This is a genomic window from Litoreibacter sp., assembly GCF_039974535.1.
GTDB lineage: Bacteria > Pseudomonadota > Alphaproteobacteria > Rhodobacterales > Rhodobacteraceae > Litoreibacter.
The window spans coordinates 98,649-125,562 of sequence record NZ_JBDWIU010000010.1 but is presented as its reverse complement, the minus strand read 5'-3'; the positions used below and the strand labels follow the sequence as shown (position 1 = coordinate 125,562).

Sequence of the window (26,914 nt, the reverse complement as noted above, 5' to 3'; positions counted from 1 at the left end):
ACTCATGCATATAGGTTCCCCCCAACGATAGACCAGAAGAAGGCAGTCCAAATGAGCCATATAATTGTAATCGGTGCGGGACAGGCTGGATCATCGCTCACCGCTAAGTTGCGCAATTCTGGTTTTGACGGCGAAATTACCCTTATTGGCGCGGAATCCGTGCCCCCCTACCAACGCCCCCCGCTTTCCAAAGCGTATTTGCTGGGCGAGATGGAAAAAGAGCGCCTGTTTTTGCGTCCCGAACAGTTCTACGCCGACCAAAACATCACCCTTCGCCTTGGATCACCTGTAACCGGCATCGATCCCACCGCCAAAACCATAAGCATTGCGGGCGAGACCCTGAAATATGACCAACTGGCCCTGACCACCGGATCCAACCCGCGCCATTTGCCCGCCGATATTGGCGGGGCCTTGAACGGCGTGCATGTTGTGCGCAGCCTTGACGATGTTGATGCGATGGGCGCCGACATGGCACCAGGCAAACGCGCCTTGATCATCGGTGGCGGCTATATCGGGCTGGAGGCTGCCGCTGTTGCATCCAAGATGGGGCTTGAGGTCACCGTGATTGAAATGGCCGACCGCATCCTCAAGCGTGTCGCCGCCCCTGAGACCGCTGGCTACTTCCGCAAGCTACACGAGGCACACGGCGTCGATATGCGCGAAGGCGTGGGGCTCGAACGCCTGTTGGGCGAAAGCCACGTCAAAAGCGCGCGTCTGACCGATGGCAGCGAGTTGGAGGTTGATTTGGTAGTCGTCGGCACTGGGGTAACCCCGGGCGACGCATTGGCGAAAAAAGCTGGGTTGGCTACTGAGAATGGGATTGAAACAGACGCCCATGGCCGCACGTCCGATCCAAGTATTTGGGCCGCCGGAGATTGCGCGTCCTTCCCGTGGCAAGGCGAACGCATCAGACTTGAGTGCGTCCAAAACGCCATCGAGCAGGCCGAACTTGTGGCCCAGAACATGATGGGCGACGCCAAAGAATACGTGCCGATGCCGTGGTTCTGGTCCGACCAATATGACGTGAAGCTGCAAATCGCGGGCCTGAACACCGGCTACGACAAGATCGCCGTGCGCCACGTCGAGGACGCCGTGTCCTACTGGTACTACAAAGGGGATAGATTGTTGGCCGTCGACGCCATGAATGATCCGCGCAACTTCATGATCGCCAAGCGCCTTATCGCAGCAGGCAAAAGCCCTTGCCCCGACTTGGTCGTCCGGCCCGAAACCGACATGAAAAGCCTACTAAAGTGAGGATCATCGGTGGTATTCATCGCTCGGTTGCCCTCACGCCCGTAGGCAAGGGCGACGAGGCCGCGCACCTGCGCCCCACCACCGACCGCATTCGTGAAAGCCTGTTCAACGTGCTGGGCGGGGGGCGCTACGGCGACCCATTGGACGGCGCGCGGGTGTTGGACTTATTTGCAGGCACCGGCGCGTTGGGGCTTGAGGCTTTGTCGCGTGGTGCGACGCAAGTATGCTTTATCGAGAAGGGCCGCGCGGGCTACAAGCTGCTCATCAAGAACATCGCCAAACTGCGTGCGGGCGAAGTGACCAACGCCCTGACGTGGGACGCGACCCGCCTGCCCGAAAACCCCTACAAAGCTTTCGACTTGGTGTTTCTGGACCCTCCATACGGCAAGGATCTAGGCGCGAAGGCCCTGATTTGCGCCAAGAACCAAGGCTGGATATCAAAGGACGCGTTGATCGTTTGGGAGGAAGAGGCCCCCCAGAACGCGCCCGAAGGCTTCACCGTCCTAGAGCACAAGAAATACGGCTCGACCCATATCACGTTCTTGGAACCCGCCGCGGGCTAGAAACAAGATACGGCCCTCAGCGACCCCAATTGCCACGGCTAGGGGATTGTTAGCTTGTGCAATATATGGAAGATTCACCGAAAATCGAGCAAACGACCAAAACAGGCGCACACTTCATGACTGACCCGCAAAAGCTGCTGGCCGAAATCTTTGGATTCGACGAATTCCGCACCGGTCAGCGCGAGATTGTGGACGCGGTTTGCGCAGGCAAAAACACCCTCGCCATCATGCCAACCGGCGGCGGCAAATCATTGTGTTTTCAACTGCCCGCCCTTGCCCGCGACGGCCTAACGGTGGTGATCTCGCCGCTGATTGCCTTGATGCGCGATCAGGTCCGGTCTTTGCGTGCGGCCGGTGTCTCGGCTGGCGCACTCACCTCCGGCAACACGGGTGAGGAAACGGATCAGGTTTTCGACGCCCTTCGGGGCGGCACGCTAAAGCTGCTCTACATCGCACCAGAGCGCCTCGCGTCCGGCGGCACCCGCGATATGCTAAGCCGCGCGAACTGCTCCATGATTGCCGTGGACGAGGCGCATTGCGTCAGCCAATGGGGCCACGACTTCCGCCCCGACTACCTGCGCATCGGCGAGTTGCGCCGCGCCTTGGACGTGCCACTCGCCGCCTTCACCGCCACCGCAGACGCCGAAACCCGCGAAGAAATCGTCACGCGCCTGTTCGACGGGGAACGGCCCGAGACCTTCATGCAAGGCTTCGACCGCCCCAACCTGAACCTGTCGTTTGAGGTCAAAGACGGCCCCCGCCGCCAAATTCTGGACTTCGCCAATGCCCGCAAGGGCCAATCCGGCATCGTTTACTGCGGCACCCGCGCCAAAACCGAAACCTTGGCGCAAGCCCTGCGCGAGGCGGGGCATTCGGCCTGCCACTACCACGGTGGCATGGACCCCGAGGACCGCCGCGAGGTGGAGCGGCGTTTCTCCCAAGAAGACGGGCTTGTGGTGGTCGCCACGGTTGCCTTTGGCATGGGCGTCGACAAACCCGACATCCGCTGGGTCGCCCATGCGGACCTGCCCAAATCCGTCGAAGGCTACTACCAAGAAATCGGTCGCGCGGGCCGCGATGGCACACCCGCCGACACGTTGACGCTCTATGGCCCCGACGACATCCGCTACCGCCGCCAGCAAATCGACGAGGGCCTAGCGCCCGACGACCGCAAGGCCGCCGACCACGCCCGCCTGAACGCGCTGCTCGGCTTGGCGGAGGCGTTGGAATGCCGCCGCAAGCCGCTGCTTGAATACTTCGGCGACACCGACATCACCTGCGGCAACTGCGATCTGTGCGAGAAGGCGCCTGAAACCTTCGACGGCACGGTTGCCGTACGTAAAGCCTTGTCAGCAATTTTGCGCACAGGCGAATACTTCGGCGCGGGCCATTTGATCGACATCCTCTTGGGCAACTCCACCGACAAGGTGAAGGCCCGCGGCCACGACGAGCTGCCAACCTTCGGGATCGGTGGCGAATACGACAAACGGGGCTGGCAAGCGGTGTTTCGCCAAATGATGGGACGCGACTTGATCCGCCCCGACCCGTCGCGCCACGGAGCCTTTCGCATGACCCAAAACGCACGCCCCATCTTGCGCGACGAGGCCACGATCACCCTGCGCAAGGACACCATCCGCAAGGGGGCCAATCGGCCCGCCGTGAAAACGCTGGTCTCGGAGGAGGACGCGCCGCTGCTCTCCGCGCTCAAGGCCAAACGCCGCGCCTTCGCCGAAGCCGCCCGTGCGCCCGCCTATGTGATCTTCAACGACAAAACCCTGATAGAGATGGCCGAAACCCGCCCCAGCACACTGGACGAATTTGCCCGCATCTCGGGCGTAGGGGCCAAGAAGCTGGAGAGCTTTGGCGCGGCCTTCTTAGAGGTCATCAACGGCGCCCCCGCACCAGAGCTGCACCCAAGCCGCCGCAAATTGGCGGGGCGTGACAGTGGCGCGCTTTATGACCAGCTTCTGGAGGCCCAAGCCAACCTTGCCCGCGGGCCGGAGGGCTATGACAAACCACTTAGCTGCTCGGCTTCGCTGATTGCCAAAGTGGCCGAGGTGAAGCCAAGCGACACCAGCTCCATGACCCGCCTTTTGGGCGAACGCCGCGCGGAACGTTTTGGTGAGGCGTTCCTAAATGTGTTGAAAGCCTCTTGAGGCCACGGCGCGGGCGACTACACTAAGCCACAAAGGAGACCACCCATGCTGACCGTGATTTCACCTGCCAAGAAACTGGACATGTCCGCCGTAGACGTCACCCCGACCCTGCCGGAGTTCCAAACCGACGCCAACGCCTTGGCCGAAGTCGCGCGTGAATTGTCCGTGGATGACCTGCGCAAGCTTATGCACATCTCGGAGAACCTCGCGACGTTGAACCGCGATCGCTTCCGTGAGTTCGCAGATGCCAGCACGCCTGAGAACGCAAAAGCCGCGATGTATATCTTCGCGGGCGACACCTACACGGGCCTCGAGGCAAAAAGCTTGGATGCAGATGAAGTGGCCTTCGCCCAAAACCAGTTACGTATCTTGTCGGGCCTATACGGCCTGCTGAAGCCGCTGGATGCGATCCAACCCTACCGCTTGGAAATGGGCAGCCGCCTGAAAACCCCACGCGGCAAGTCGCTTTACGAATACTGGGGCAGCACCATCAGCGAAGCCCTGAACGAGCAGGCAAAAGAGCAGCAGACCGACACATTGATCAACTGCGCCAGCCAAGAGTACTTCGGCGCGGTAAAGCCTGACGCCCTGACCCTTAACGTGGTCACCCCACAGTTCTACGAGGACAAAGCGGGCGGCCCAAAAATCGTCAGCTTCCACGCCAAGAAGGCCCGCGGTGCTATGGCCCGCTTCATCATCCAAAATCGCCTGACCAAGCCGGACCAAATCCGCGACTTCGACACCGGCGGCTATGCGTATCAGCCCGACACCTCCACGCCCGAGCGCCCCGTATTCTTGCGCACAGAAGCCGCACTGCAGGCATTTCAAAAGGCGTCGTGATGACTCTTTTTGCTATGCGAATAGAATCCGCTTAATCTGTCCACATCCCTTATAAATCCCGCGCGCCGGTTTCCGGCTAATAGACGGGCCAAACCACAAGGGCAGAGGACAGAAGATGAGCAATTCCAGACGGGCATTCCTGCTCGGCACGGGCGCATTGGCTGGGGCTTATGCAACCCGCAAATATTATACGACGCCTGATCCCGCTGGCCGCCTTTTAGGCGGGATGGTGACTGACCCGCTGACGCTGAATGACGCATCTGAGCTGTCCGCTACCCGTGTGGCCAAGCATCTGACTCTAACTGACCGCTTCGAGACACCGCAGATCAACGCCCTACGTTCAGAGTTAGCAGACGCGAAACGCGCGGGCCGCCCCGTTATTGCCTCCGCCGCGCGCCACTCGATGGGCGGGCAAAGCATGGTACGTGCGGGCACCACGATCACCATGTCGCATGAATGGATCGAGCTGGATAAAACCGCGCTTACCTACCGCTGCGGCGCTGGCACCCGTTGGTCCACTGTGATCGCAAAACTGGACGCGGAAGGGTTCTCGCCCGCCGTGATGCAATCCAACAATGACTTCGGGGTGGCGTCCACATACTCGGTCAACGCGCACGGCTGGCCCGTGCCCTATTCGGGCATGGGGGGCAGCGTCGTTAACCTGCGCATGATGCTGGCGGATGGATCGCTTATCAGCTGCTCCCGCGACGAGAACGCTGACATCTTCTTTGCGGCCATGGGTGGTTATGGCCTGTTAGGTGTAATCATCGATATGACCATCAGAATGGTTGCTAACACGCGCCTGCAACCGACTTTCGAGAAGATGGACGCCGAGGAATTCGGCCCACGCTTCGTCCAAGCCATCAAAGGCGGGACTGGCGCGCAAATGGCATACGGGCGCTTAGATGTCAGCAAGGACCGCTTTTTTGAAGAGGCCTTGATGGTCACCTACCGCCCGACTCAAAACCAAAGCGATTTACCTGCCGCTCCGGGCTCTGGCGCCATGGCCAAGGCCTCGCGGTCCCTGTTTCGTGCGCAGCTTGGCTCCGACAGCGCCAAGCACCGTCGCTGGTGGTTTGAAACCGGCCTAGGTCCTTGGATCGGCAACGGGGAGACGACCCGCAACACCCTGCTGAATGAACCGGTGATCACGCTGGATGACCGCGATGACACCCGTGCCGACATCCTGCACGAATACTTCATTGCGCCTGAAAAATTCGCAGGTTGGATTAATGCCTGTCGCGAAGTGATCCCGTCCAGTTATCAAGAGCTGCTGAACATCACGCTGCGCTATGTCGCCCAAGACAGGGAAAGCTGGCTCAGCTACGCGCCTGCTGACCGGATCGCTTGCGTTATGCTATTTTCGCAGGAGAAGACCCACCGCGCCGAGGAAGATATGATGCGCATGACCCAAGAACTGATCGACCGCACGCTGAATTTGGGCGGTAGCTACTACCTGCCCTACCGCCTGCATGCGCGTCCCGATCAAATGGCGAGGGCCTACCCCGGCCTGCGCCCTTTCGTGGCCAAGAAACGCGCCATGGATCCCACCAACATGTTCCGCCACGCGATGTGGGACACCTATATGGTTAGGGCATAAATCATGACCACACTGCGCCTCATCACCTTCGGCTACTTCGTCTCGCTATTGATCGCGGCATCGCTGAACTACCTGCCCATTGCGGGCATCATCGACGATCAGGGCTACGCCTTCGGCATCTTCGCGTTGGATGTGTTTGACGATCTGTTGCATGTCGCCTCGGCGCTCTGGGCGCTTGCGGCTGCGTTGATCTCACACCGTGCCAGCCGTATCTTCTTGACGTATTTCGGCGCACTCTACTTTGCCGACGGTTTACTGGGTCTCGCCACCGGATCGGGGTTCCTCGACGCGGGCATCCTAATCTACGGCTTTTACGAATACCCCAGCTTCTTGATCAAACTCGCTGCCAACATCCCGCACCTGTTCTTGGGCGGCTTCGCCCTTGCCGCTGCCATGTTCGGGCGCAAATGAAACGGCTGTTAAAATGGTCGGGGCTATTCCTGCTAGGACTGGTCCTGATAATCGCCACGCCAATCGCCTATGTGGAGACCATGTGCCGTGGCACCGCGTTGGAACAGGCGGAGGCCAAATACATCACCGACCCCGCATGGCAACGCGCGGAAGCGCGCACCTACCTCACCTACCCCGAATGGCACATCGTCTACGCCTACGAGGGCTACGCAGAGGTCTTGAACCGCGCCGACCCCCATAACTTTCCCTATACCCAAGCGATCAGCGGCTTCTGGTCTTCCCTATGCGCGCTGACCGAAAAGGCGGATGAGTTGGGCGAGGCGGGCACAGACGCCAAGCTGACGATCTACACTATCGGGGCCAGCTTCACGCTCGAGATGCTGTTCAAAGCCGCCTATGAAGAAACCATCGGGCGCGTTGCGTCTTGGACCTCAGATACCTCGCCTCAGGACAAGGTCGAGATGGCGATGGCCACGGATTACGCCACCTTCCTGCAAGAAGTTCCGTGGTACAAATACGATTTCGACGGCTGGTACGACAAGTTAATGGCCGCCCCCAAGGAAGGGTTCCGCTCCTATGAGCGCCGCGTTGCGTTAGGGATCGAATGGAAAGCCAAGGCCGCCTACGCCCGCGTCATCGCCAAGGCCGCAGGTGCCTTGGGTGCGGATGAGTTAACCATGCGCATTGCCATCCAAGGCGCGTCACCAATCTATCTGGAAAGCTTCCCAGAGATCACAATCATCCGAACTGACGGCGACACAATTATCGCCGAAGTACCGCGATATCGGACCTTTACCAAATTGGTAGAACGTTTGCTTATCCCCCTCAGCCAAGACCGTGCTCGTATCGTCGAAATTGCGGGGAATGATGATATTTTGGTCAGCCTTCAATCTAGAAAAGACCCTAAGCTACCCACTCACATGGAGATATTGTCGGTCACCAAGCGGCCCGGCTCGAACGGCAGAACTCGTGTTTTGATCGCGATGAAAGTCGATCAGTTGGAGAGCCTTCGCCCGTTGTTAAAGCTTAGCTCGCTAGAGCATATCTACGACTATTAGATGCGCCCGTTCTTGATCATATGCACCTTAGCGACCGCGTGGTTCACCCTTGCCCTTGGTGCTATGCTCACCGGAACGATTGCAACAGCAGCCGTCCCAAAAGGGACGCGCATACCTGCAAATGTCGCGATTGTGGGCAGCGCACCAGGGCTGTTTATCGTGCGCAGTGATGATCCAGACTACGTGCGCGACCTCTATAGAAACGGCGCTAAACTGGTGCTACCTGCCCGCAAGAAGACTTGCTTGGCGCTGCAAGGTTAGCAGCCCAAGAAGCCGCAATCGCGGTACTTCACGACCGCCTCAAACGTCTTTGGCAAGGTGCCGGAGGGCTGCAAAACCTCCACGGTGGGGATCACCAATTCAACTGTCGTTCCGTCCTCGGAGATCGCACCGTTCGAGCTCTCAATCTCCAACCCATGCAATCGCACGACGATCTCCGAGCCCTCAAGCCCGCTGGCCATCATCGCGAACATCGGGTTGTCGGGTGTCAACTCTGCCGGTCTGCCTTCGATGTTCTCAAAGTCCAGCGGCACGGATAGTTTCAAACGCTCGTCGTCCAAGCGAACCAACTCCATCTCGCCTAGAAACGGGTCTTCGGCCTTGGCAGTTTCGGCTTCCGCAATCGCCTCGTCGATGGTCGATGTGTCGCTGCTTTTGCACGAAACACTGTCAGGCGTTTCAACTCGTTCAGCGTCTGCGGGGCAAAGGCCTTCTGCTTGCGGGCCAACCAATTGCAGCATGTCGAACAGTTGGCGTCCCAACACCATGGTGGTGTCGGCAGTGATCACCTCGTCCTCGCCAATTTTGATGTCAGCTTCAACATCAAGACAAGCGCTCAAAGGCAGCATCAAAATCAGGGCAAATTTGCGCAAAAACATAAGGGAAACTCCACATAACAATTCCGACCAACTTGCCCGATTTCACGCCCCTTGGAAAGAACCAGCTTACGGTCCTGCCCCAACGAAAAAGGCCCCGACATTTCTGTCGAGGCCTTTCTACAAATTTTAAAGCAGCGCTTAGGCCGAACGAGACGCGCGTTTGCGCTCGTGAGGGTCAAGGTGGCGCTTGCGCAGACGGATGGCGTTCGGGGTAACCTCAACCAGCTCGTCGTTGTCGATGTAGGCAATCGCCTCTTCCAGCGACATGCGCACAGGTGTTGTCAGGCGAACCGCTTCATCCGTACCCGAGGCACGCACGTTGGTCAGCTTCTTGCCTTTCAACGGGTTCACTTCCAGATCGTTTTCACGGGAGTGCTCGCCGATGATCATGCCTTGGTAAACCGCTTCTTGGCTACCGATGAAGAACTTGCCGCGGTCCTCAAGGTTGAAGATCGCATAAGCCACGGCAACGCCGCTTTCCATGGAGATCAGAACACCAGCGCGACGGCCAGGAATGTCACCTTTGTGCGGTGCCCACTCTTGGAAAACACGGTTCAAAACGCCAGTACCGCGCGTGTCGGTCAGGAATTCGCCGTGGTAGCCGATCAGGCCGCGCGAAGGCACGTGCGCGATGATGCGGGTCTTGCCAGCACCGGCGGCTTTCATCTCGGTCAGGTCGCCCTTGCGGGTGCCTGTCAGCTTCTCGATCACAACGCCGGAATATTCGTCATCCACGTCGATGGTGACTTCTTCGATAGGCTCATGCCGTACGCCGTCGATTTCTTGGAACAGAACTTGCGGGCGAGAGATCGAAAGCTCGAACCCTTCACGGCGCATGTTCTCGATCAAAACGCCCATCTGCAATTCGCCACGACCAGCAACCTCAAAAGCGTCGCCGCCCGGGGTGTCGGTGATCTTGATGGCGACGTTGGATTCGGCCTCTTTCATCAGGCGGTCACGGATAACGCGCGACTGCACCTTCTTGCCGTCCTTGCCAGCCAGCGGGCTGTCGTTGATGCCGAAGGTCACGGTGATGGTTGGCGGATCGATCGGCTGCGCAGGGATCGCTGTATCCACATCCACGGCGCACAAAGTGTCGGCCACGGTTGCTTTGGTCATGCCTGCAAGTGAGACGATGTCACCGGCTTCGGCCACGTCGATGGCCTCTTGTGTCAAACCACGGGACGCCAGAATTTTGGTGGCGCGGAATTGCTCGATCTTGGTGCCGTCACGCGACAGCGCTTTAACCGTTTCGCCAACTTTCAGCGTACCAGTTTCAACGCGGCCCGTCAGAAGGCGGCCAATGAACGGGTCGGAACCCAATGTCGTTGCCAACATGGAGAACGGCTCGTCGCGCTTCTCGATTTGCTTAGGCGGGGACACGTGCTCAACGATCAGGTCCATCAATGCGGACAGGTCTTTGCGTGGGCCGTCCAATTCCATGTCGGCCCAGCCGGAGCGGCCAGAGGCATACATGGATGGGAAGTCCAGCTGCTCGTCGGACGCATCAAGGCTCGCGAACAGATCAAAGCATTCATCCAACGCGCGGTCAGGTTCCGCGTCGCCTTTGTCTACTTTGTTCAGCACAACGATGGGGCGAAGACCCAAGGCCAGCGCTTTGGACGTCACGAATTTGGTCTGAGGCATCGGGCCTTCAGCCGCGTCAACCAGCAGCACAACACCGTCTACCATGGACAAGATGCGCTCCACCTCGCCGCCGAAGTCGGCGTGACCTGGCGTGTCGACGATGTTCAGGCGGATGCCTTTCCATTCAACTGAGGTCGCTTTGGCGAGAATCGTAATCCCGCGTTCGCGTTCCAGATCGTTGCTGTCCATGGCGCGTTCGGCCACGGCTTGGTTCTCGCGGAACGAGCCAGATTGCTTAAGCATTTCATCCACAAGCGTCGTTTTGCCGTGGTCAACGTGAGCGATAATCGCAATATTGCGAAGGTCCATTAGACTAGCCTTGTAAGGAGTATTTGCGCGCGACCTAACGCACCCGCCCCATAAAAGCCAGCCTATTCGCGGCAACGCGGCAATTTGGGTCGCCGAATGCGGTTATATGGGGCCACAACTGCGGAATGTGCCCGACTGACTACTCACTCTAAAAAGTGATGTCAGCGTGTCCACGGCGGCAGTTGCGGCAGGTGACTGCCCCGCATAATCTGCTCACAGGTTTCCGCATGACTAACCTCAATTGAAAACGTGAGCACAATATGGCCAAATCAATCCACCATCTTTTGTTCGCTCTGTTCGCAATCGTCGCCCCCGCATCAGGGTTCGCGCAATCAAAACCTGACGTCTTAATTCTTGGCGATAGCCAGATTTCCTTTGGTGCTGGTGCCGTCTATCTGGATTTCTTCGATAATCTAAATCGGCATTGCGGATCGGTCATGAGCAAGGCTCAGTTGAGCGACCTTGGGAAAGCGCGCACGTTGGCCCTTGGCGTCCGGTCAACATCCTTGCATTCGTGGATCGCGCGCAGCGGCGCATCCAAGGGGACAATTTGTGATGTTGATAAGAAATACGGCGTGAATGCTGGAGTTTATGGGGTCAACGGCAACTCTGAGCGCAAATTCATCCAGATCGGCAAAGAGCGCGGTTTTCGCTATTGTGCGCGCAATGAAAGCGCCTTTGAGGGTGCTTTTAAAAATCCCGCCAACCATCCGAAATTGTTGGTTTTGAATTTTCTTGGGAACTCCGAGAAAAGATGGTCAGAAAGCCAAAGTGCTGCGGACGCCGATGTGCGCAAAACCTTGCAACAAATTCCCAGCGATGTGCCTTGTGTGGTGCTCACCACCGCGCCAGTTTTTTCCAAGCAGACAAATGACAAGCGAATGGCCGCTCAAACACGTTTGGAACGAGCGTTGGAGAAAGCAGGATCAAGGTGCCAGTTGGTGAAGGGGTATACCTCACAAACCCGCAACGCGATTGAGGGGAAGTCACAGTATTTTCGCCGCAACAAAAGCGGCAAGATCATTGATCCGCATCACCCCAGTGAAGCCGCGATCAGGCAGTTCATGAAGTCAACCGGTCCCAAAATTTGCGAAGCAATGGCGTCTGTTTTGAAGTAGCCGATCAACTCATCCACTGCCCGCCATCGACGTTATACGTCTGCGACACGATGTAGTCCGCATCAGACGACGCCAAGAACACCGCCATGCCTGTCAAATCCTCGGGCACCGCAAAACGTCCTGCGGGCACGCTCGCCTCCACTTCCGCTTTCTTCTGGCCAAGAGGTTTCCCTTCCAGCTTGGCGAACATCGCATCCACATGTTCCCAATGCGCGCCATCCACCACGCCGGGGGCTATGGCGTTGACGTTGATCCCTTCTTTGATCAGGTCCAACCCTGCTGATTGCGTGAGCGAGATCACCGCCGCCTTGGTCGAGCAATAGACTGCCACCAAGGCCTCGCCCCGACGACCCGCCTGTGACGCCATGTTGATGATCTTGCCGCCATGCCCTTGGCTGATCATCTGCCGCGCCGCCGCCTGCATGGTAAAGAGCGTCCCCGCCACGTTAACCGCATAGAGCCGATCATAGCTGTCACGGGTAATGTCCGCAGTCCGCGAGGCATCAAAAAGTGCCGCGTTGTTGATCACTATGTCGAGCTTTCCCGCATGATCCACGACCGCACCAATCGCGGCATCAATACTGCCTTGGTCGGTCACATCCATCTGCACCGCATAGGCCGCATCGCCCAGCTCGCTTGCGGTTTGCTGCGCCGCTTCTAGGTTCACGTCCGCAATCGCAACCGTGGCACCCTCATTAATATAAGCCTGCGCAAAGCCGCTCCCGATACCGCGCGCAGCACCCGTGATCAGTGCCGACTTCCCGTCCAAACGCTTCATGTTAGTCGCCCTTAACCAGTTGAAATGTATCTCACCGAAGCCGCTTGAGAATATCCAGCGACGCATATCCGTCCGGCACCAAGCCAACGGAGCGTTGGAACCCCCGCACAGCCTCAATCGTCAACGGCCCGATACGGCCATCAATCTTCTTGGTGTCAAAGCCCTTGGCCGTCAGCAGGCGTTGCATCTCTTTGCGCTCCGCAAACTTCAACGCGCGGTCCCCACGGGGCCACGGCGATTGGATTGCGGGCTTGCCTTTGATGCGGTCCGACAAATGCCCTACCCCAATGACATAGGCGTCGGCGGTGTTATAGCGCTCGATCACCTCGAAGTTCTTGAAGATCATGAACGCAGCACCCTTTGCCCCCGCAGGTAGCAGGATCGACGCCTTGCCGTGATTTGGGATGGCATTGCCCTTGATATCCGTGAAGCCCAACGCGCCCCATTGCGCAGGCGACTTCAACACATCGCGTTTGGCCATGGCGTAGTCAAAACCGGATGGAACGCGCACTTCCACGCCCCAAGGCTGCCCCTTCACCCAGCCGAATTTCGCCAGATAGTTGGCCGTAGATGCCAGCGCGTCCGTCGGGTCACTGCCCCAGATGTCGCGCTTGCCGTCGCCGGTGAAGTCCACCGCATATTCCAAGTATGACGTTGGAATGAACTGCGTATGGCCCATCGCGCCGGCCCATGATCCCGTCATATTGCGCGGGGCCACATCCCCCGCCCGCAATATTTGCAAGGCCGCGATCAACTGCTGCTCGAAGAACTCGGTGCGCCGCGCGTCATAGGCCAGTGTCGCAAGTGAGCCGATCAAATCCTTGGAGCCTGTGAACGTGCCGTAAGCGCTCTCGAGCCCCCAAATCGCCGCGACGACTTCCTTGTCCACGCCGTATTTCGCCTCGATCCGATCCAGCGTGGCGCGGTGTTTGGCGACGGCTTTCTTCCCGTTGGCAATCCGCGCGTCGCTGGCGGCGGTGTCTAGGTAATCCCACAGGGTCTTGGTGAATTCCGACTGGTTGCGATCCCGTTTGATCACATCCGCGTCGTAGCGAACGCCTTGGAACGCCCTGTCATAGGTCGCACCAGAGATGCCCTTGGACAAAGCCCGGGGGCGGAAGGATTTGATCCAGCCAGAAAATTCGGAATTCGACGCTGCCAGCTCTACCCGAGGGGCCGTCGCAGGGGCCGCTTCTCGCACGACGGGGCGCTTGGAGCGAACCACCGCCAAGTGGGAGGGCGCAGGCCCCACGACCAATGCCGCTTGCACCACCTGCGCGTCAAAGTCGGGGCGCGCCAATGGGCGCTCCGAGGCGGTCGCCATTTGCGCTGCAAATACCGCAGCTACACCACATAGAATTTTCATTTTGGACACCTGCTCGTGTTCTCGATTTGGAAACACTGTACCCAGATCGATCGCCCGTGCCTAGCTACGTCCGCTTGCGTTTAAGCTTCTTCTTCAGCTTGGCCCCTTTGGCCTTGTATTTGCCAGTCTTGCGGCCTTTGGGCGGCCCGCTACGCCCACGCCCGCCCGTCTGAGGCAGGGGCTTTCCGTTCAGCTCCAGCAGTTCCAGCACCAATCCGCCGGTGACAGGTGTGGCCTCGGCCAATCGGGCAAGAACCCGCGCACCAAGGCCGATCACCACGCCAGATTTCTCGCCACGCAAGGTTTGCGCGTCGCGGTCATAGGCGAAGTATTCGCGCCCAAGCGTGCCAATCGGGATCAACCCGTCAGCGCCGGACCCGTCCAGTTTCACAAACATACCGAACTTGGCGATGCCGCTGACACGGCCCTCGATCTCTGTCCCGACGCGTTCGGACAAATAGGACGCCAAATAGCGGTCGGTCGTATCCCGCTCCGCCACCATGGAGCGGCGCTCGGTGGTGGAAATATGCTCACCCGTGGCCTTCAGATCATCGTCCACCAGCCCGTCATCGCCAAACTTATGCGAGGACACCAAGGCCCGGTGCACGATCAAATCCGCATAGCGCCGGATGGGCGAGGTGAAATGCGCATAGTCGCGCAAAGCCAGCCCGAAGTGCCCAAAGTTCTGCGGGCCATAATACGCTTGGGTCATGGATCGCAGCGCCGAGATGTTGATCAACTCCGCCTGATCTGTCCCTGCCGCCTGTTCAAGCAGGCGGTTCAAATGCCGTGTTTGCAGCACTTGCCCTTTGGCCAAGCTCAGCCCGCTGGCCTGAACTACCTCGCGCAGGTTGTCCAACTTCTCGGGCGATGGCTCCTCGTGCACGCGGTACAAAAGTGGCGTGTCGCGGGCTTTAAGTTCTTCAGCGGCGCAGACATTGGCCAGCACCATGAATTCCTCAATCAGCTTATGCGCGTCCAATCGGTCGCGGAACGCCACGGAGGTCACTTTGCCGTCCTCGTCCATCATGATCTTGCGCTCTGGCAGGTCCAGTTCCAAAGGCTGGCGATGCGCCCGTGCAATTTTCAACGCCTCATAGGCCTCATACAGCGGCGCGATCACGACTTCCATCAAGGGGGCGACCTTGTCGTTCGGCTTGCCGTCTTGGCCGCCTTGGACCTCTTCGTAGTTCAGCGCAGCGGGGGAGCGCATCAACCCGCGCGTAAACCGATGTGACAGCTTGGCGCCGTCCGCGTCCAGCACCATGCGCACGGCCATACAAGGGCGCTCAACCCCCTCGTGCAGTGAGCACAAGTCGCCGGATAACGCGTCGGGCAACATCGGCACCACACGGTCAGGGAAATAGGTGGAGTTGCCGCGTTTGCGGGCCTCCACATCCAGCTTCGATCCAGGCTGCACGTAATGCGCCACATCGGCAATCGCCACCCAAACCACATGCCCGCCCTTGTTGGCGGGGTCGTCATCCGCGTGGGCGTAGCATGCATCGTCATGGTCCCGCGCGTCGCTGGGGTCAATGGTCACCAATGGCAGGTCGCGCAGGTCTTCGCGCTTGCCTAACTCGACGGGCTTCGCGGCCTCCGCTTCCGCCACTACATCTTCGGGGAATGCGTCAGGAATGCCGTGTTGGTGAATGGCGATCAGCGACACGGCGCGTGGGCCGTTGGGGTCGCCTAACCGCGCTAGAATTCGCGCCGTTGGCAGGCCCATGCGTGACTTCGGCCCCGTTTGTTCCGCCTCGACCAGCTCGCCGTCTTTGGCTCCTTCTACGGCTCCGGCAGGTACGCGCCATTCCTTACCGTCGCCTTTATCAATGGGCGTCACGCGGCCACCCTCGGCGCTCACACGGAAGATGCCCAAAATCTTGTTGGGACCGCCGCCGATGCGCCGGATCAGCCGTGCCTCATAGGCATAGTCTTCGCCGGTAACTTTGGTCAGGCGGCACAACACACGGTCGCCTTCGGCCAAAGCCACATCGCCAGACTTCGCGATGAACAAAATGCGCGGTGGATTGTCTCCGGCCTCGACGGCTTCCAAAAACAGGTCCCCATCCGCATCAGACGCGCCCACACGGCACACCGAGACCGGAGCCAAAGCCCCGTCCTCGCGGAACGTCTTGCGCCGCTTCTCTAGATGCCCCTCACCCTGCAGCTCTTTGAGCATGCGCTTCAGGTCAATCCGCGCGGCACCCTTAATCCCGAAGGCTTTGGCGATGTCGCGTTTGTTGGTCTTCGTGGGGTTGTCCTGAATGAAGGACAAGATGTCGGCTTTGGTGGGAAGATTTTTCATACCCTCGCCTATCACGCCCTACAGGCGGTGTCAGCGGCAGTATTCGCCGCTCACCACTTCGCCGTCATTGGTAACCGTGCTTGTCACGAAGTCATAGCATTCTGGCGTATCGGACGGGGCGTATCGGATGTAGTAATCCTTACCCCCATAAGTATAATTCATGCTCCGCTCCCCATTCTCAGTTTCCGAAAAGACAAGCTTCTCCACGCCACCACGCGGCGGACGACCTGGAGCGGCACCACCGCCACCCGCCACCGACAGTGGGGGAATGCGCGGCAACCGATCAAACTCAGCGACCTTTCCCATCAAGCATTGCACAATATATGGGGCATCTTCTGACGTGTGGTAACGGTACCCGAACGTGTCATCTGACTGTCCGTTGCATATATCCAAATCACCCGCAGCAATTACGCTTCCATCGGGATTGTTGTCGCCAAAGATCGGGAAGCCGTCGAAACCCCAGCCAATGATCGCATCATCACCAGCGTTCTCCATCTGCTCGATCATGCAAGTTGGCTTGGCGTGGTAATGATAGTCATCCCCACGCCCCGCGTGACCACCGCAGACATCCAGTTGGCCCGTTTGAACGGTGTCATGCCGCGCTTGGTGGTGCGCCAGATCGCTTTGGCTCATTTCACCGCCGCCCGTGTAATCGTAGATCGGCACGCCATTTACCGCGACACCAAGGGCCGCATCGCGGGTCAACGGCGCGTCCCCCAGTTCCGGCGCAAGGATGACAGGCGCGGCATAAGTTCCTGGGACAGGCACCTGTTCATTGGTTCCGACAATCCCTGTCATCTTTTCATGGTCGGGATATGTGTCAGACGTGATGACCGCATGAGTATCGGTGCAACTAACGACCACGCGATCCGCAAAGCCCGCATCTTGGACCGAGGCTGCGACGGCAGCGCAATGGTCTTCATGAGCTTGCGCCATGCCGCCCGCGACAATTGTAAAAAGCGCGGTGGCGGCGAAAAGTTGGGCGTGTTTCATAATCATTCCACCGTTAAGCGGCACAAGACCGTATTGCTTTGCTCTAGGTCCGGTCCCCAGATCAATTTGGCGGATTGGTCCCAGGTAATTCTGTCGTAGCCATCCTTCGGTCGGACGTCAGACTCGGAAAACACACTTGCATTCGGCCAGTCGGAAGCGTCAAACGCAGCAGTATCCCAACCATCGGGGGCGGCAACTTCCTCAAACCCGCATGCGCCTTCGCCCGCAACGGGGTTGCGTTCTTTCTCGCAGGATTTGTTCAACGGCGCGGTGTGGACGACCATACAGTGCCAGCCCTCATTGCTGACCGCCACCATCTCGCCAGCAGCGTTCTTGATCTGCACTATCACCCCCCCGTCGCCCATTTGCTGACGACGAGATCCGATGTATTCCAAACCTGTGTCGTTTTCTTTGAAGTCTTTGGCTACCAGCCCAATGACGAACGGCGGCTTCGCCTCGAAAACAAAGCTCTCGGCGTTGAACGACCGCTCGGTGGTGATGGATACGCTGTCTTCGGCAACCTGTTGGCCGTCGATCCGCATCTCGAACCAGTTGTCGGCCCAAACGTCAGCGGAATATGTGTCCGCCACAAGAGCACCAGTAGACAGAAAAACTGCCGCGAGAGTTATAGTCGTTTTGCGCATATTGAGCCCTTTGCCAGCGTAATTCATCTATCTAACGAAGCTAGCGAGAATTTACGTCGCAACAATTACATTTTTTTAATCCGCGGGAAATGGCTCAGCTCGGCAAGTCGTCTGCTGTGTCGACATCTCGCAATGTCGCGACATAACCGACGCTCGCACCGCGCAACGATGCCACGCTATCGGCCAATGCGTGCTCGGTTGACCAGCGCACCCCGTCGAACAGTCCCATATGGCGGCGCATCCGCTTCAAACCCACCAACCAGTATCCACCGTCAGGCGCAGGGCCAAACACGGCCTCGCTCCGCCCCAACTCGGCGAACGCCTCTGCAATCCGTGGCTTTGTCACATCGGGGATATCTGCGCCGATAACGCAAACCGGCCCGTTAGGCATCGCCTCAAAGGCGGCGCCCATCCGGTCCCCCAGATCGCCCCGCCCCTGCGCCCAGCGCGGCAAATCGCTAGGCCAAACCCGCGACACCAAGCCCTCTGCATCCGGCGATACCGCCAGCACCAAGTCCCAACGCGGGTCACGCAAACGGCGTAGCAACGCGCGGGTTTGGTGGCGGAACCACCACGCGGCCCCAACCATGCCCAGTCCCCGCCCCAGACGCGTTTTCACACGGCCCGGATGCGGCTCCTTCACCATCACGACCAGAGTTTTACGCAAAGTAGTCTCGCAAAATTCGGGTGTAGATGCCCTTGAGCTGATGCACCTGCTCCACCATCACCCGCTCGTCCACTTGGTGCATGGTTTTGCCAACAAGGCCAAACTCCACCACGGGGCAGTGGTTCTTCACAAACCGTGCGTCCGACGTCCCACCCGAGGTGGACATCTCCGGCACAACGCCCGTTTCACCTTCTACGCTTTTGGCGACCAATGCCGACAGTTCACCCGGTGGCGTCACGAAGCTTTCGCCCGATACTTGGGTGACCATGTCCACCGTCGCGCCGCTCTCGGCGGCAATCTTATCCGCCTCGCCGCGCAGCCAATCGATCAAACTGTCAGACGTGTGGTCGTCGTTAAACCGGATGTTCACCGTCGCTTTGCATTCTGCCGGGATCACATTGTTCGCCCCGTTGCCGGTATCAATCGTCACCACGGCCAAGGTTGAGGCGTCGAAGTGGTCCGTGCCCTCATCCAACACATGGCTCGCCAAGCGGTCCACTAAACGCGCCATCACCGACACGGGGTTCAACGCGCGGTGCGGATAAGCCGCATGACCCTGCACGCCCTTCACGGTGAAATACGCGGTCATGGAGCCGCGACGCCCGATCTTCATCATCTCGCCCATCTCGTTTGGGCAGGTCGGCTCGCCCACAAGGCAGGCGGTCATGGCTTCGCCCTCGGCCTCCATCCAGTCCAAAAGGGCCACGGTGCCGTCGATGGCCACGCCCTCCTCGTCACCCGTAATCGCCATGATCACCGCGCCGTCTGGCGGGGTGTTGATCACGAAATCCACAGCGGCGGCGGCAAAGGCGGCCACACCCGATTTCATGTCCGTGGAGCCGCGCCCATACAGGTATCCGTCCTTAATTTCTGCACCGAACGGGTCCATCGTCCATGCGCCCTCGTCGCCCACAGGCACCACATCCGTATGCCCGTTAAAGCCAAAACTGCGTGCGTGGCCTTTATTTCCCCAGCGCGCATAAAGGTTGGAAACCTCGCCGCGATCTACACGGGTGCATTCAAATCCGGCGCCCTCAAGCAAGGCCTGCAAGGTGGTCAACGCGCCACCTTCAACGGGCGTGACCGAGGCGCAGCGCACCAGTTGTGCGGTAAGATCAACGGGGTCAATAGGTCGGGTCATGTGGCTCTCCGTTCAGTTTGAACCCTTCTAGCCTGCCCAGCAGGTGAGGCGCAATCGCAACAGAACTGTCGGAAATGTGACAAAACTCAGGTCAAACCATGACCTTAAGCAAAAATTCCTTCCCTCAAGTCAAATTCCGTCATTAACAATGTATTAATAAAAATTAAGCCCGAGGCAGGGTATGCGATCCGCAAAAGGGTCGTTCGAGCGTTAAGTTTATCGAGTTGCATATTGTCTTGAAGGATACTTTTCTTCAGACCCTTACGCTCGCCTGATCTCTGGCAACGGAGGCAGTAATGGTTGCGGCATCGGAACTTCCGATCAACGAAAGCGCGTCTGCGGTGCAGATGGCCAATGAAATATTCGGCAACGGGTCAGTCGTGGTCGGCGCCAGCTATTCAGGTTGGTCGCAGTCTTCTGGCATCTACTCGAATGGCGATAGCGTCGCACCGGGTGTAACCCCCAGCGACACCGGCGTCATCTTGTCCACGGGTCGAGCATCGGATTTCACCAACTCAAATGGCGATTCAAACCAAGACACCAACACATCTACCAACACACCAGGTATCAACAATGATGCCCAGTTTAACGCGCTGGCTGGCACCAATACCTTTGATGCGTCAATCCTAACAGTCGATTTCATCCCTGACAGCGATACGCTGTCGTTGCAGTTTATCTACTCGTCCGACGAGTATCCTGAATTCGTCAACTCCATTTACCAGGACACTGTAGGCGTTTGGGTGAATGGGGCTCCTGTGTCTTTGGCCGTTGGCAATGGGTCAGCTGACATCGGTAACGTGAGCAGCAGCAACAACGTGAACCTCTACCAAGACAACACAAATGACGCCTTCAACACCGAGATGGACGGCTTCACTGTCACACTAACGCTGACCTTGAACGTGAACCCCGGCGTTGTGAACTCGCTGCGCATTGGCATCGCGGATGTCTCCGACAGCAACTTCGACAGTAACTTGCTGATCGCCAGCGGCTCTATTCAAAACGACGTGCTCGCTCACGACGATGCTTATGATGTGGTGCAAAACGGTACTCCCACGCTGGATGTCTTGGCGAATGATGTCGAAGAAAGCGGTGGCACGCTGACCATTACTCACATCAATGGCCAAGACGTATCTGTCGGCAGCACGGTGATCTTGGCCACTGGCGGGCAGGTTACGCTGAACGCCGACGGCACATTTGGTTATGTGAATGACGCCGATATCGAAGAGATCAACTTCACCTACACAACCGAGAACAGCGCAGGGGTATCCGACACCGCCTTTGTCACCGTTAACACCATCCCTTGTTTTGTGGCTGGCACTTTGGTTAACACCCCGTCCGGCCCGCGCGAAGTAGAACAGCTCTTCCCCGGTGACTTGGTTACAACCAAGGACGAGGGCCCGCAGCCGGTACGTTGGATCGGGTCGCGCAAGGTTGTCGCCACCGGCGATCTGGCCCCAATTCGCATCGAGGCTGGTGCATTCGGGGACCATGACACTTTGTCCGTGTCGCCACAGCACCGCGTCTTGATCACTAACGAGATGGCCGAAATTCTCTTTGGTACCAAGGAAGTGCTGGTCGCGGCCAAGGACCTTGTGAACGATCAAACTGTGCGGCGGGACACCTCGAATGCCGAGGTTACTTACGTTCACATCCTGTTCGACACCCATCAAGTTGTCTACTCCGAGCGGCTTGCCACAGAAAGCTTCCTGCCCGGCCCTCAATCGTTGCGTAGCTTCGAGCATGATGTTGTGAATGAAATTTGCACAATTTTCCCTGAAATTGATCCCGTAACAGGCCATGGGTACGGGGCGTCGGCGCGCACCTCTCTCAAAGGTTTTGAAGCACAATTGCTGCTTTCTCAGGGCTATGCGGCCTAGTATTACCCCCAAATACGGCAACAATGCCTTGGTTATTCCTCTGAATAGCCACAGCGCCTCCACGCTTTGGGCAAGGAGCACCTCTACTCATACCATATCCAAAGGTCCTCGTGGCCATGTATGGAGGTAGTAGGTAATGAAGCAGATTAGTGTAAAAATAGACGGGCAAATGGCCATGTTAGGCCGTAAAGAATCGTCAAAAGAAGTCGCAATGTTGGCGAATGGCCGCAATGCGTATGAAGCGGGTACTCAAACCGCATTTTCAAACGTCAATGATCTTCCAGAAGCACCAGCAAACACTGGCATGATGGCAGAAACTCGTGTGGGCACCCCTGACGGGCCGCGCCGCATCGACGAATTGCACGCAGGTGACGTGGTGTTTGACGCCCAAGGCGGCGAAGCACGGGTCAAGAATGTGTTGACCACGGACGCGCCGCGGAATTCGTACATTCTTCGCGCTCCTTATTTCGGGTTGAACCAAGATGTTGTCTTGGCCCCAGAGCAGAAGATCGTAATCACCACCGACATCGCAGAATATCTGTTCGGTGAGGAAACCGTCATTGTCCCTGTTTGGGCATTAAACGACGGGCGTAAGGTTGGGCACTTTGAGACCCGGTCTTCAGATCGCATGTATCAACTGCAACTCGACACGCCTGAGGCATTGTCAGTTGGCCGTTGTGCAATTTCCGCGCTTCACAAAGACGGTGCCACTGAAGGCCGAGTACTTAGCAATGAGGAAGCCCGTTGCTTCGCCACTGAGTACCACTCAGGCTTCCAGAACTAATCATCACCCTCATAGAACGCGGTGGTTTGCGCCACCACGACTGAGTTCTCTTCGAGCGCGCGCTGCATCAGTGCGCGCTCTTCGTCCTCAATGTCATGCCCTTCAGCCAACCGGTCGTTCAATGACCCGTATCCCGTGACATCCAAAGGCGCCAATCCAGCCTGCTTCATCAAAGCCACGGTCTCGCGCACGGCCTCCGCTTCATCCACACCGCTGGAGTAGCACATCAAGGCTGCCCCCGACGCGTGCTCGGGCAGCCCGTCCCCGTCCTTGCGGCCGACTTCGATCAAAAGAGTATAGACGTGGTGTGTGCGTTTGGTTTTCTCAGACATGGCGCCTTCTCTAGGGCCATGTCTAACAGTCTACAAGCGTCGATCTGCGTCGCAACCTTAGGCTGTTTGCGACGCAGCAAGCGCCTTATCCATCAACTTCTTGATGCTAGAGGTCGACGTGCCCGCCACAATCCGTCCCAACTCCTTGTTGCCTTTCAACGCAATCAAGGTGGAGCGGCGAGGAATGTTGCGATCACGGGCAACAGGCGAATTGCCGTACGCATCCCAATCAACACGCACAAAAACGATGTTCTCGTCATAGGCGGCATTCTCTTGTCGCAGCTCATTGATCACCCGTTCTTGCACCGAGCAGGTCGAGCACCAATCAGCCGCGAAATCCACAAATACAGTTTTTCCCGCCTTCAACGCCGCTTTGATCGGGTCCCTTCTGTCGAATTCTATAGTCTTCAGGTCAGCGGCAAATCCAGTTGCAGGCAATGCCAGCGCGGTGGCGATGGTCGCAAGAAAAGAACGTCGGTTCATGGTAAGCACTCCGGTTTCAAATGGATACAGATAGGGTCACAAGCCATTCAGGCAGGTTTTGAATGGCCCAGTAGTCAATCATATGGTTGATGCGGAACAAGATCATAAGGCCCACGGCAACAAAGACCCCACCCAAGATGGGTTTCGACTTTGAGGCCAGTGCCTTCAAAGCAATCGCCCGCCCACGGATCAACTCTTGCCCGCCTAGGCCAATCCCTAGGATCAATGTCGATACGCCCAATGCAAAGCCAACCATGATCAAGAAGGCCCAAAACAGGCTCTCCCCTTGGCTCGCCAGTGCAATAGCACCACCCAGTGTTGGGCCAATACATGGGGACCAAACAGCGCCTAGCAGCAAGCCGCCCAAAAACTGCCCCTGAATGCCACCGGTATTGCTTTGGGCAAGTGATCCATCCGCTTTGGCCGACAAGCCAGCCATAGCAACCTCGAACCGCGACGACAGTGGGGGCAGCAATAAGATTGCGCCGAAGATCAACATCGCGATGGCGCCCGTGTCGGCGAGCACCCGTTCTGTCAAGCCGATGGCCCGCCCAAAGGTGGCGACCACCATCCCGAAGGTCACAAATGACACGCTCATGCCAGCGGCAAGCGCAATTGGCCCGCGCCGATCCGCATTCAATGCCGAGACCAAAACGATAGGCAACACCGGCAAAACGCACGGGTTAATAAGGGTCAGAAGGCCCGCAAGGTAGGCAAAGATTAGCTCCATCTGGCGCACAATACCCGATGCCGAAGGTCGCGGAACACTGCAAGGTGCGCCGCGCGTTCACAAAAGTGTCAACTAGGCGACTTGGGAGAACTGAAACACCGCCCGTTTTCCACTAAAGATGTCAAGTTAGGCTCCAGATACTTGCATTTCCGTACGTTGCGGGTCCAGTAAGGCCAATACCCGCGAAAAGGCCCACTTTATGCGCATTCTATTGACTATACTCCTCTCGCTCGCACCACACCTTGCTTGGGCGGAAGACCCAATATCGATTGCTACAGTTACGCGAACCCCCTTCTCTATGGAGGATAACGGCAAGGACGTGGGCTTCTCGATTGATCTGTGGGATATGGTCGCCGAAGATCTCGGGTTTGAGTACACAATTACGCGCACCGACACTTTTGGCGAAATGTTGGATTTGGTCACAAACGGTCAAGTGGATGGCGCTATTGCGAACATCTCGGTCACCGCTGAGCGCGAAATAAAAATGGACTTTACCAAGCCGATTTTCGACAGCGGATTGCAGGTCATGGTCCACGAAGACAGCGGTAAGACGTCGCTGTTCTCGACCATTTTCGTCCGCGACATTGGATTTGCCATACTGGCCGCGGTGGCGCTTTTGTTTGGCGGCGGCATGTTGATGTGGGTGTTCGAGCGTGGCCGCTCCGAGTTCTTCAACCGCCCTGTGCGCGAGGCGATGTTCCCCTCGTTCTGGTGGGCGCTGAACCTTGTGGTAAACGGCGGCTTTGAAGAACGGATGCCAAACTCTCGGCCTGGGCGCTTCTTCGCGGTAATCTTGGTGGTTTGTTCCCTATTTCTCGTGTCGATCTTTGTGGCCAAGATCACGGCTGCTATGACCGTGAATGCGTTGCAAAACAGCATTGAAACTCTCTCGGACTTAGACGGCAAGCAGACCGGTACACTCGCAGGGTCCACAGCCAGTGCCTTCCTGTCAGATCGCGACGTTGCGCATTTGCAATTTGACTCGCTCGACAAATTGTTGAGTGAGTTCGACGAGAATGAACTGGATGCTATTGTCTTCGATAAGCCTATTTTGGCCTATCACATTGCCAATTCCGCCAAAGGGAAGGCTCGGCTTATTGATCGGACATTTAGGCCTGAAAACTACGCGATGGCTCTGCCCACTGATAGCCCGCTGCGCGAACAAATAGATCAAAGCCTTTTGAAATTGCGCGAAAACGGTGAATATGACCGCCTCCGCGCAAAATGGTTTGGTACGACGTACTAGCGCTTAGTCGCGCAGCAACTCGTTGATGCCTGTCTTGGAGCGTGTGCGCTCGTCCACTGTCTTTACGATAACCGCGCAGTACAGGTTCACGCCGTTCTTGGACGGCATGGAGCCAGACACAACCACCGAGTAAGGCGGCACTTCGCCGTACATCACTTCGCCGGTTTCGCGGTCAACGATCTTGGTCGACTGGCCGATGAACACGCCCATGCCCAAAACCGCGCCCTCACGCACGATGCAACCCTCTACCACCTCGGAGCGCGCCCCGATAAAGCAGTTGTCCTCAATGATGGTCGGGCCCGCTTGCATAGGCTCCAACACGCCGCCGATGCCAACGCCGCCAGACAGGTGCACGTTTTTGCCGATTTGGGCGCAGGACCCAACGGTGGCCCATGTGTCAACCATCGTGCCTTCACCCACGTGCGCGCCAAGGTTCACAAAAGACGGCATCAACACCACGCCAGGCGCGATGTAGGCGGATTTGCGTACGATACAGTTGGGCACGGCGCGGAAGCCCGCTGCCTTCCACTGGTTGTCGCCCCAGCCTTTGAACTTGCTGTCGACCTTGTCCCACCAGCCAGCGCCTTGTGGGCCGCCGTCTTGCTGCTCCATGTCTTTGATGCGGAAGCCCAGCAGAACGGCCTTCTTGGCCCATTGGTTTACATGCCAAGAGCCATCGTCTTGCTTCTCAGCCACGCGCAGCTTGCCGCTATCCAAGGCGTTCAATGTATCCTCGATGGCGTCACGTGTTTCGCCTGTAGTGGATGGCGTGATCGTGTCACGTGCTTCCCACGCGGCCTCGATGGCGGTCTCTAGTTGAGCGTTGGACATGTAGGCATTCCTCAATCGTGTCTGGTTTCAACGGTTGATCGGCTATAAACCAAAAAGACGCATACGCGCAATCAAGAGGCAGACGATATGAAAGACGACAACCGCAAACACCCCATGCGCCATTCCCGTCAGGACATGGAAGAGGTCAAGCAAATCCCCGACACCCCGCAAACGCGGTCTCCCGCCTATGCGCTGGCCTTTACGGATGATGACTTCATGTGCCGTGACGAATTGCGTCCCGTGCGGTTGCAGTTGGAACTGCTCAAGCCACAACTGATGATGGACGAGGCCGGTATCGAATCGACCATCGTTCTGTTCGGTGGCGCACGCATCCCAGAGCCATCCAAGAAAGACACCGCCCGCACCTCCACGCTGGCCGAGTTGTCCAAATACTACGAAGAGGCCCGCCGCTTCGCCCAAATCATGACCGAACGCTCCGACGGCAATCACAACGTGATCTGCACAGGTGGCGGCCCGGGTGTGATGGAAGCTGGCAACCGCGGCGCGCTTGATGCGGGCGGGCGCTCCGTTGGGCTCAACATCGTGCTGCCGCATGAGCAGGCCCCGAACGAATTTGTGACGCCAGAGCTGTGCTTCAACTTCCACTACTTCGCGATCCGCAAAATGCACTTCTTGATGCGTGCCAGCGCCGTCACCGCCTTCCCGGGCGGCTTCGGGACATTGGACGAATTGTTTGAGGCCCTGACGCTGATCCAAACCGGCCGCATGCAGCGCGTGCCGTTTGTGTTGTTCGGGGAAGCCTTCTGGCGCTCCATCATCAACTGGGAAGCCCTGTCCGAGGCAGGCACAATCGCGGCCGAGGACTTGGACCTGTTCCACTTTGTAGAGACCGCCGAGGAAGCCATCGCCATCATCGACGCACACCAAAAAGGCTAGCGC

General features: G+C 58.0%; 26 protein-coding genes. 13 read left to right on the top strand and 13 right to left on the bottom strand.

The genetic code is table 11. From position 1 onward, the window contains the following. The first annotated feature begins 51 nt into the window (after positions 1–51). The 8 genes from ABJN86_RS08150 to ABJN86_RS08115 all read left to right on the top strand — a co-directional run bounded on the left by ABJN86_RS08150 (position 52) and on the right by ABJN86_RS08115 (position 8,143). A complete protein-coding gene (locus tag ABJN86_RS08150) occupies positions 52–1,254 on the top strand; it encodes an FAD-dependent oxidoreductase (protein ID WP_348366187.1) in 1,203 nt (400 codons plus the stop codon). Then, positions 1,251–1,817, top strand: a complete 567-nt coding sequence (gene rsmD, locus ABJN86_RS08145; RefSeq protein WP_348366185.1) for a 16S rRNA (guanine(966)-N(2))-methyltransferase RsmD — start codon at positions 1,251–1,253, stop codon at positions 1,815–1,817. The genes ABJN86_RS08150 and rsmD overlap by 4 nt, the downstream gene beginning before the upstream one ends. Before the next feature lie 116 nt (positions 1,818–1,933). Further along, positions 1,934–3,973, top strand: coding sequence for a DNA helicase RecQ (recQ, locus tag ABJN86_RS08140; protein ID WP_348366183.1), 2,040 nt, complete (start codon positions 1,934–1,936; stop codon positions 3,971–3,973). A 45-nt stretch (positions 3,974–4,018) separates the two neighbouring features. After that, positions 4,019–4,813: a peroxide stress protein YaaA gene (yaaA, locus tag ABJN86_RS08135; protein WP_348366181.1), complete on the top strand. Its 795-nt coding sequence runs from the start codon at positions 4,019–4,021 to the stop codon at positions 4,811–4,813. 115 nt (positions 4,814–4,928) lie between these two features. Further along, complete coding sequence (locus tag ABJN86_RS08130) at positions 4,929–6,413, top strand: FAD-binding oxidoreductase (protein ID WP_348366180.1); 1,485 nt, start codon at positions 4,929–4,931, stop codon at positions 6,411–6,413. A 3-nt stretch (positions 6,414–6,416) separates the two neighbouring features. Then, positions 6,417–6,824 carry a DUF4383 domain-containing protein gene (locus ABJN86_RS08125; protein WP_348366178.1) on the top strand — a complete coding sequence of 136 codons (408 nt, stop codon included), beginning with the start codon at positions 6,417–6,419 and terminating at the stop codon, positions 6,822–6,824. Beyond that, on the top strand, positions 6,821–7,882 hold the full coding sequence (locus ABJN86_RS08120) for a hypothetical protein (protein ID WP_348366176.1): 1,062 nt from the start codon (positions 6,821–6,823) through the stop codon (positions 7,880–7,882). The genes ABJN86_RS08125 and ABJN86_RS08120 overlap by 4 nt, the downstream gene beginning before the upstream one ends. Then, complete coding sequence (locus tag ABJN86_RS08115) at positions 7,883–8,143, top strand: hypothetical protein (protein ID WP_348366175.1); 261 nt, start codon at positions 7,883–7,885, stop codon at positions 8,141–8,143. It begins immediately after the preceding gene. On the opposite strand, the gene ABJN86_RS08110 is transcribed toward ABJN86_RS08115, so the two are convergent. Continuing rightward, the gene (locus ABJN86_RS08110) at positions 8,140–8,760 is read right to left on the bottom strand and encodes a hypothetical protein (protein WP_348366174.1); all 621 of its coding nucleotides are present in this window, start codon (positions 8,758–8,760) and stop codon (positions 8,140–8,142) included. The two genes, ABJN86_RS08115 and ABJN86_RS08110, sit on opposite strands and share 4 nt — an antisense overlap. 138 nt (positions 8,761–8,898) lie before the next feature. Next, positions 8,899–10,716 (bottom strand): translational GTPase TypA, encoded by a 1,818-nt coding sequence (typA, locus tag ABJN86_RS08105; protein ID WP_348366172.1) that lies wholly within the window; start codon positions 10,714–10,716, stop codon positions 8,899–8,901. Between the two features lie 260 nt (positions 10,717–10,976). Between typA and ABJN86_RS08100 the strand changes: the two genes are divergently transcribed. Beyond that, positions 10,977–11,834 (top strand): SGNH/GDSL hydrolase family protein, encoded by an 858-nt coding sequence (locus ABJN86_RS08100; protein WP_348366171.1) that lies wholly within the window; start codon positions 10,977–10,979, stop codon positions 11,832–11,834. A gap of 4 nt (positions 11,835–11,838) precedes the next feature. Here the strand turns inward: ABJN86_RS08100 and ABJN86_RS08095 are convergent, their stop codons facing one another. The 7 genes from ABJN86_RS08095 to dapE all read right to left on the bottom strand — a co-directional run bounded on the left by ABJN86_RS08095 (position 11,839) and on the right by dapE (position 19,731). Continuing rightward, a complete protein-coding gene (locus tag ABJN86_RS08095; protein ID WP_348366169.1) occupies positions 11,839–12,612 on the bottom strand; it encodes an L-iditol 2-dehydrogenase in 774 nt (257 codons plus the stop codon). 31 nt (positions 12,613–12,643) lie between these two features. Next, positions 12,644–13,978 (bottom strand): lytic murein transglycosylase, encoded by a 1,335-nt coding sequence (locus ABJN86_RS08090; RefSeq protein ID WP_348366168.1) that lies wholly within the window; start codon positions 13,976–13,978, stop codon positions 12,644–12,646. Positions 13,979–14,042: 64 nt separating this feature from the next. Beyond that, positions 14,043–16,286, bottom strand: coding sequence for a ribonuclease R (gene rnr / locus ABJN86_RS08085; RefSeq protein WP_348366166.1), 2,244 nt, complete (start codon positions 16,284–16,286; stop codon positions 14,043–14,045). 30 nt (positions 16,287–16,316) lie between these two features. Further along, the gene (locus ABJN86_RS08080; protein WP_348366164.1) at positions 16,317–17,279 is read right to left on the bottom strand and encodes a YHYH protein; all 963 of its coding nucleotides are present in this window, start codon (positions 17,277–17,279) and stop codon (positions 16,317–16,319) included. 2 nt (positions 17,280–17,281) lie between these two features. Continuing rightward, positions 17,282–17,923, bottom strand: coding sequence for a PEBP family protein (locus tag ABJN86_RS08075; protein ID WP_348366162.1), 642 nt, complete (start codon positions 17,921–17,923; stop codon positions 17,282–17,284). 94 nt (positions 17,924–18,017) lie between these two features. After that, positions 18,018–18,590, bottom strand: a complete 573-nt coding sequence (locus tag ABJN86_RS08070) for a TIGR04282 family arsenosugar biosynthesis glycosyltransferase (RefSeq protein ID WP_348366161.1) — start codon at positions 18,588–18,590, stop codon at positions 18,018–18,020. Then, positions 18,583–19,731: a succinyl-diaminopimelate desuccinylase gene (dapE, locus tag ABJN86_RS08065; RefSeq protein WP_348366159.1), complete on the bottom strand. Its 1,149-nt coding sequence runs from the start codon at positions 19,729–19,731 to the stop codon at positions 18,583–18,585. The genes ABJN86_RS08070 and dapE overlap by 8 nt, the downstream gene beginning before the upstream one ends. A 296-nt stretch (positions 19,732–20,027) precedes the next feature. Between dapE and ABJN86_RS08060 the strand changes: the two genes are divergently transcribed. Further along, the gene (locus ABJN86_RS08060) at positions 20,028–21,608 is read left to right on the top strand and encodes a Hint domain-containing protein (protein ID WP_348366158.1); all 1,581 of its coding nucleotides are present in this window, start codon (positions 20,028–20,030) and stop codon (positions 21,606–21,608) included. A gap of 136 nt (positions 21,609–21,744) precedes the next feature. Next, on the top strand, positions 21,745–22,392 hold the full coding sequence (locus ABJN86_RS08055; protein WP_348366156.1) for a Hint domain-containing protein: 648 nt from the start codon (positions 21,745–21,747) through the stop codon (positions 22,390–22,392). Here ABJN86_RS08055 and ABJN86_RS08050 read toward each other — a convergent pair. From ABJN86_RS08050 to ABJN86_RS08040, 3 genes are read right to left on the bottom strand one after another with little or no spacing between them, the layout of a single operon-like run. Further along, entirely contained in the window at positions 22,389–22,724 is a 336-nt protein-coding gene (locus ABJN86_RS08050; RefSeq protein WP_348366155.1) for a hypothetical protein, read from the bottom strand. The genes ABJN86_RS08055 and ABJN86_RS08050 overlap by 4 nt on opposite strands. A 57-nt stretch (positions 22,725–22,781) precedes the next feature. Further along, positions 22,782–23,207: a thioredoxin family protein gene (locus tag ABJN86_RS08045; RefSeq protein ID WP_348366153.1), complete on the bottom strand. Its 426-nt coding sequence runs from the start codon at positions 23,205–23,207 to the stop codon at positions 22,782–22,784. 16 nt (positions 23,208–23,223) lie between these two features. Beyond that, on the bottom strand, positions 23,224–23,937 hold the full coding sequence (locus ABJN86_RS08040) for a cytochrome c biogenesis protein CcdA (protein ID WP_348366151.1): 714 nt from the start codon (positions 23,935–23,937) through the stop codon (positions 23,224–23,226). A gap of 199 nt (positions 23,938–24,136) precedes the next feature. Here ABJN86_RS08040 and ABJN86_RS08035 point away from each other — a divergent pair, with 199 nt between their 5' ends. Next, entirely contained in the window at positions 24,137–25,183 is a 1,047-nt protein-coding gene (locus tag ABJN86_RS08035) for a transporter substrate-binding domain-containing protein (protein ID WP_348366150.1), read from the top strand. A gap of 3 nt (positions 25,184–25,186) precedes the next feature. On the opposite strand, the gene dapD is transcribed toward ABJN86_RS08035, so the two are convergent. Continuing rightward, positions 25,187–26,014: a 2,3,4,5-tetrahydropyridine-2,6-dicarboxylate N-succinyltransferase gene (gene dapD / locus ABJN86_RS08030; protein WP_348366148.1), complete on the bottom strand. Its 828-nt coding sequence runs from the start codon at positions 26,012–26,014 to the stop codon at positions 25,187–25,189. 87 nt (positions 26,015–26,101) lie between these two features. Here dapD and ABJN86_RS08025 point away from each other — a divergent pair, with 87 nt between their 5' ends. Then, positions 26,102–26,911: a TIGR00730 family Rossman fold protein gene (locus tag ABJN86_RS08025; protein WP_348366146.1), complete on the top strand. Its 810-nt coding sequence runs from the start codon at positions 26,102–26,104 to the stop codon at positions 26,909–26,911. Positions 26,912–26,914 lie beyond the last annotated feature (3 nt).

Excerpts from the sequence above, each read along its gene's own strand:
- ABJN86_RS08150 (WP_348366187.1), top strand. The coding sequence starts at position 52 with ATGAGCCATATAATTGTAATCGGTGCGGGACAGGCTGGATCATCGCTC.
- recQ (WP_348366183.1), top strand. The coding sequence starts at position 1,934 with ATGACTGACCCGCAAAAGCTGCTGGCCGAAATCTTTGGATTCGACGAA.
- yaaA (WP_348366181.1), top strand. The coding sequence starts at position 4,019 with ATGCTGACCGTGATTTCACCTGCCAAGAAACTGGACATGTCCGCCGTA.
- ABJN86_RS08130 (WP_348366180.1), top strand. The coding sequence starts at position 4,929 with ATGAGCAATTCCAGACGGGCATTCCTGCTCGGCACGGGCGCATTGGCT.
- ABJN86_RS08125 (WP_348366178.1), top strand. The coding sequence starts at position 6,417 with ATGACCACACTGCGCCTCATCACCTTCGGCTACTTCGTCTCGCTATTG.
- ABJN86_RS08120 (WP_348366176.1), top strand. The coding sequence starts at position 6,821 with ATGAAACGGCTGTTAAAATGGTCGGGGCTATTCCTGCTAGGACTGGTC.
- ABJN86_RS08115 (WP_348366175.1), top strand. The coding sequence starts at position 7,883 with ATGCGCCCGTTCTTGATCATATGCACCTTAGCGACCGCGTGGTTCACC.
- ABJN86_RS08110 (WP_348366174.1), bottom strand. The coding sequence starts at position 8,760 with ATGTTTTTGCGCAAATTTGCCCTGATTTTGATGCTGCCTTTGAGCGCT.
- typA (WP_348366172.1), bottom strand. The coding sequence starts at position 10,716 with ATGGACCTTCGCAATATTGCGATTATCGCTCACGTTGACCACGGCAAA.
- ABJN86_RS08100 (WP_348366171.1), top strand. The coding sequence starts at position 10,977 with ATGGCCAAATCAATCCACCATCTTTTGTTCGCTCTGTTCGCAATCGTC.
- ABJN86_RS08095 (WP_348366169.1), bottom strand. The coding sequence starts at position 12,612 with ATGAAGCGTTTGGACGGGAAGTCGGCACTGATCACGGGTGCTGCGCGC.
- ABJN86_RS08090 (WP_348366168.1), bottom strand. The coding sequence starts at position 13,978 with ATGAAAATTCTATGTGGTGTAGCTGCGGTATTTGCAGCGCAAATGGCG.
- rnr (WP_348366166.1), bottom strand. The coding sequence starts at position 16,286 with ATGAAAAATCTTCCCACCAAAGCCGACATCTTGTCCTTCATTCAGGAC.
- ABJN86_RS08080 (WP_348366164.1), bottom strand. The coding sequence starts at position 17,279 with ATGAAACACGCCCAACTTTTCGCCGCCACCGCGCTTTTTACAATTGTC.
- ABJN86_RS08075 (WP_348366162.1), bottom strand. The coding sequence starts at position 17,923 with ATGCGCAAAACGACTATAACTCTCGCGGCAGTTTTTCTGTCTACTGGT.
- dapE (WP_348366159.1), bottom strand. The coding sequence starts at position 19,731 with ATGACCCGACCTATTGACCCCGTTGATCTTACCGCACAACTGGTGCGC.
- ABJN86_RS08060 (WP_348366158.1), top strand. The coding sequence starts at position 20,028 with ATGGTTGCGGCATCGGAACTTCCGATCAACGAAAGCGCGTCTGCGGTG.
- ABJN86_RS08055 (WP_348366156.1), top strand. The coding sequence starts at position 21,745 with ATGAAGCAGATTAGTGTAAAAATAGACGGGCAAATGGCCATGTTAGGC.
- ABJN86_RS08050 (WP_348366155.1), bottom strand. The coding sequence starts at position 22,724 with ATGTCTGAGAAAACCAAACGCACACACCACGTCTATACTCTTTTGATC.
- ABJN86_RS08045 (WP_348366153.1), bottom strand. The coding sequence starts at position 23,207 with ATGAACCGACGTTCTTTTCTTGCGACCATCGCCACCGCGCTGGCATTG.
- ABJN86_RS08040 (WP_348366151.1), bottom strand. The coding sequence starts at position 23,937 with ATGGAGCTAATCTTTGCCTACCTTGCGGGCCTTCTGACCCTTATTAAC.
- ABJN86_RS08035 (WP_348366150.1), top strand. The coding sequence starts at position 24,137 with ATGCGCATTCTATTGACTATACTCCTCTCGCTCGCACCACACCTTGCT.
- dapD (WP_348366148.1), bottom strand. The coding sequence starts at position 26,014 with ATGTCCAACGCTCAACTAGAGACCGCCATCGAGGCCGCGTGGGAAGCA.
- ABJN86_RS08025 (WP_348366146.1), top strand. The coding sequence starts at position 26,102 with ATGAAAGACGACAACCGCAAACACCCCATGCGCCATTCCCGTCAGGAC.